Origin of the sequence: Stenotrophomonas sp. 2YAF22 (assembly GCF_052114665.1) — a bacterium.
GTDB classification, from domain to species: Bacteria; Pseudomonadota; Gammaproteobacteria; order Xanthomonadales; family Xanthomonadaceae; genus Stenotrophomonas; species Stenotrophomonas indicatrix.
Genome location: NZ_JBFRFE010000348.1, coordinates 1 through 4,499, shown reverse-complemented (window position 1 = coordinate 4,499; position 4,499 = coordinate 1). Strand labels below are relative to the sequence as shown.

General features: G+C 65.3%; 4 protein-coding genes and 1 pseudogene. 4 read left to right on the top strand and 1 reads right to left on the bottom strand.

The window, feature by feature from the left end:
* Positions 1-278 (bottom strand): Na+ dependent nucleoside transporter N-terminal domain-containing protein (locus AB4Y84_RS14070; RefSeq protein WP_442250307.1); only part of this gene is annotated, 278 nt, incomplete at its 3' end.
* Between the two features lie 193 nt (positions 279-471).
* On the opposite strand from AB4Y84_RS14070, the gene AB4Y84_RS14065 reads away from it, so the two are divergent.
* The 4 genes and pseudogenes from AB4Y84_RS14065 to AB4Y84_RS14050 form a co-directional block, all read left to right on the top strand.
* A complete protein-coding gene (locus tag AB4Y84_RS14065) occupies positions 472-1,443 on the top strand; it encodes a potassium channel beta subunit family protein (RefSeq protein WP_033830379.1) in 972 nt (323 codons plus the stop codon).
* Positions 1,444-1,640: 197 nt separating this feature from the next.
* Positions 1,641-1,835, top strand: coding sequence for a hemin uptake protein HemP (hemP, locus tag AB4Y84_RS14060; RefSeq protein ID WP_005412278.1), 195 nt, complete (start codon positions 1,641-1,643; stop codon positions 1,833-1,835).
* 152 nt (positions 1,836-1,987) lie between these two features.
* Positions 1,988-4,174, top strand: coding sequence for a TonB-dependent hemoglobin/transferrin/lactoferrin family receptor (locus tag AB4Y84_RS14055; protein ID WP_442244644.1), 2,187 nt, complete (start codon positions 1,988-1,990; stop codon positions 4,172-4,174).
* Between the two features lie 4 nt (positions 4,175-4,178).
* A pseudogene (locus AB4Y84_RS14050) lies at positions 4,179-4,499 on the top strand (Hemin transport protein); the annotation flags it as partial.

Here is a 4,499-nt window from a genome sequence, read left to right as displayed (position 1 = left end):
CCGTAGTTCTTGACGTCCATCAACGAGCCGAAGATGAACTTCGAACCTTCGTTGACGAAGCTCAGCACCTTCACGAAGCCCTGGCCCAGCGCATCGAACACGTCGCGCCCGCCCGGTACCAGGATCACCAGGGCTGCAAAGGCGATCTGCAGGGTGATGCCGGTGGCGACCAGCTTCCAGTCCACCGCGCGCTTGTTGTTGGAAAACAGCCAGGTGATGCCGATCAGCACCGCCAAACCGAACAGGCCGAAGCCGATCCTGCCCAAACCTTCGACCATCTGAGTGACTCCCCTGGGGCGTCGCGAAAAACGGGAAGCCTAGTGCAGGGCAGGGGCCGGAGCAAGGAAAAGCCGTCTGCGCGCGGCCATCGGCTCCGATCAGGCCAGCAACAGCAAGGGGTTGCGCCTGCCGGGACAGGTAGAATGGTGGCTTGATCCCGGCCCGTATGCGGGCCCGCAGCAGGAGAATCGCATGCTCTACCGTCGCCTTGGCTCCACCGGCCTGCCGATTTCCGCCCTGTCCTTCGGCGCCTGGGTGACCTTCGGCGACCAGGTGCCACGCGATGAGGCGCGCAACCTGGTGGCGGCGGCCTGGGACCATGGCATCAACTTCTTCGACAACGCCGAGGGCTATGCCAACGGCCGCGCAGAGCAGGTGATGGGCGATGTGCTTGTCGACCTGCGCCTGCCGCGCGATGGTTTCTGCGTGTCCAGCAAGGTGTTCTTCGGCAGTGCCAAGGACCCCCGGCCCACCCAGCGCGGCCTGTCGCGCAAGCATGTGACCGACGCCTGCCACGCTGCGCTCAAGCGCCTGCGGGTGGACTACCTGGACCTTTATTACTGTCATCGTCCGGATCCGGACGCGCCGATCGCTGAGACGGTGCATGCCATGGACACCCTGGTCCGGCAGGGCAAGGTGCTGTACTGGGGTACGTCGGAATGGTCGGCCAACCAGATCCAGGAGGCGGTGGACATCGCCGCGCGCCACAACCTGCAGGCGCCGTCGATGGAGCAGCCGCAGTACAACCTGCTGCACCGTCAGCGCGTGGAAGTGGAGTACGCGCCGCTGTATGCCACTGCCGGACTGGGCACCACGATCTTCTCGCCGCTGGCCTCGGGCCTGCTGAGCGGCAAGTACGACGACGGCGTCCCGGCCGATGCGCGCCTGGGCCGCGAAGGCATGGGCTGGCTGCAGGACCTGGTGCTGGGCGACAACGCCGATGAGCGTTTGGCCCGGGTGCGCCGCTTCAGTGCGGTGGCCCGCGAGCTGGGTCACGCCCCGGCCAGCCTGGCCATCGCCTGGTGCCTGCGCAATCCCAACGTCTCCAGCGTGATCCTCGGCGCCAGCCGGGTCAGCCAGCTGTTGCAGAACCTGCAGGCGCTGGACGTGCTGGCGCAGGTGGACGACGCCGGCTGGGCGCAGGTGGAAGCCGTATTCGCCTGAGGAACGGGGACAGGGGGTAGGGCCGAACCCACGCTCGGTCGGCCCTCCCGCGCCCAGTTGCGCCGGTTTCAATAGATGGTGGCTATCGAATATTAGATTTCGATCATTAATTCCATCAATGAAGTTGAGAATGGTTGTTGATTGTCAACTGAGAATCATTATCATTTAACTCGTCCCTCGCACGAGTCCAGATGCTCATGAATGCTCAACCTGTACTGCTGCGCCCCGAAACGCTGACCCTCCGCGACCGCCCCGTTCGTGTCGTGCCGCCGGAAGAGGTCATCGACAGCGAAGCCCTGCTCAAGGGCCGTCGTGAAATCCTGATCCAGCACGGTGACCGCTTCTACCGTCTGCGTCATACCAGCAACGACAAGCTGATCCTGACCAAGTAACGCGGTCTGGTCGCCCGCCTCCCTCCCTCCTGTCGGCAGCGCCGGCAGGGTGGGCGACCCGTCCGCCCCTGCTCTCTCCCCCTCGGTCTACCTTTCATGCCTGTTTGGCGTGGCGGTGGCCGGGGGTTCCCCTGCCTGACCGAACGATGCCGATGACCCGCCCGACTGCCCTTTCCATTGCCCTGTGGATGGCCCTGCCGCTGTCCGCCCACGCTGCTGCCGATGCCGCGCCCGACGCGCGCGAGTTCGATCGCGTGCAGGTCACCGCCACCCGTACCGAACGTGCGGTCAGCGATGTCGCCGCCACCGTCGATGTGATCGACCGCGAGCAGATGGACCGGCAGCTGGTGCAGGACATCAAGGATCTTGTCCGCTACGAGCCGGGCCTGTCGGTCAGCCGCAGTGCCACCCGTTTCGGCCTCGGCAGCATCCGTATCCGTGGCCTGGACGGCAACCGCGTGCGCATCCAGACCGATGGCATCGCCATGCCGACCAGCTTCAACATCGGCTCGTTCTCCAACGCCAACCGCAACTTCACCGACCTGGACACGCTCAAGCGCGTGGAGATCGTGCGCGGGCCGGCCAGTTCGCTGTACGGCTCGGACGCACTTGGCGGCGTGGTTGCCTTCGTCACCAAGGATCCGGCTGATTACCTCAAGGATGGCAAGGACAGCTACGTCGGCCTGAAATTCGGCTACGACGGCGAGTGGAAAGGCCTGCTCGGTGGCGTCACCAGCGCCTTCGGTGGCGAACACTGGAGTGGCATGGTCAACATCAACCACCGCCAGGGCCAGGAAACCGACAACAAGGGCGATGTGCGCAGCAATGACAACACGCGCACCGCGGCCAACCCGCAGGACCGCGATGGTCGCAGCGGCCTGGCCAAGCTGGTCTATGCGCCCAACGAAGACCAGCGTTTCCGCCTGACCGTGGAAGGCAACGAAGACAACACCGATACCGACGTGCTGTCCTCGATCGACCGCACCACCACCACCGGCATGAAGGCGCGCGACAAGCAGAGCCGCACCCGCGTGTCCTTCGCCCACGAGATGGATGCGCTGGACAAGGGCTTTGCCGACAGCCTGCACTGGCAGGTCTACACGCAGGACAGCGAAACCACGCAGCGCACCGATGAGGCGCGCGCCAATGGCAGTCGCCGCCATCGCGAGTTCAGTTTCGATCAGCGCGTGTATGGCCTGCAGGCGGTGTTCAACAAGGCCTTCAGCACCGGCAGCGTCGAACACGCGCTGACCTATGGCTTCGATGGCGCCCGCACCGAGATCCGCCAGAAGCGCGATGGCTACCAGGTCAGCAACCGTGGCGTGGTCAGCACGACGATCCTGCCCGACGCGTTCCCCGTGCGCGATTTCCCCATCAGCAAGGCCACCGAGCTGGGCCTGTACGCGCAGGATGAAATGCGCCTGGCCGACGGCAAGCTGTCGCTGGTGCCGGGCGTGCGCGTGGACCGCTACGAACTGAAGCCGGACGTGGACAGCATCTTCGCCGAGGACAACCCCGGCGTGGCCGTGTCGGAACTGAAGAAGACCAGCGTGTCGCCGAAGTTCGGCCTGGTCTATCGCTTCACCGATGAGTGGTCGCTGTTTGCCGGTTACTCGCGTGGTTTCCGCTCGCCGCCGTACAACGACGTCAACCTCGGCTTCACCAATTTCGCTTTCGGCTACACCGCCATTCCCAATCCGGACCTGAAGCCGGAAACCAGCGACGGCGTCGAACTGGGCCTGCGCTTCCTGTCGCCGGCGGCGTACGTGAGCCTGAGCGGCTATTACAACGACTACAAGGACTTCATCGAGTCGCAGACGCTGGTGGGTACCAATCCGCAGGGCTTGATGGTGTTCCAGTCGCGCAACATCGCCGACGCACGCATCTACGGCGCCGAACTGAAGGCCGGCGTCGACTTCGGCCAGATCAGTCCCGCACTGCAGGGCTGGGCGCTGCGCAGTGCGGTGGCGTGGTCGCGCGGCGACAACAAGACCGAAGACACGCCGCTGGATTCGGTCGATCCGCTGCGCGGCACCGTCGGCCTGATGTACGACACCGATACCTGGGGTGTTGAACTGGCAGGCACCTTCGTCAAGCGCAAGGACCGGCTGGCCAGCACCACCGCCTATCGCCCGGCCGGTTATGGCGTGGCCGACCTGATGGCGCATTGGAACTTCGCCCCGGGCGCCACTTTCAACGTCGGTGTGTTCAACCTGGGTGACAAGCGTTACATCGACTGGTCCAACGTCGGCTCGACCCTGTCGGCCACCAGTACCGTTCTGGACCGCTATACCAGCCCCGGCCGCACTCTGTCGGCCAGCCTTGCCGTGTCCTGGTGATCCCATGAGCCGAGCCCTGTCCGCGCGTCGCCTGCCGTCCTCCCTGTCGCGTTCGTCGCYGCGGGCCTGGCCTGCGCCGGCACAGCTGGCAGCGCTCGGCACCGTGTTGTGCCTGTATCACGCCGATGGCAGCGAGCTGGGCGGTTGGCGCCAGGCGGTATCGGTGCATGCCTGCCAGGGCGTGGACAGCGAGGGCCTGCGCGAAAGCCTGTGCTTCCTCGATGCACGTGGCCGTTGCGTGTGGCGCCTGTACCTGTTGCCGGACAGCGATTTCCTGGCCTGGGACCGGCTGGTGGCGACGCTGCCGCCGGGCCCTTCGCACGAT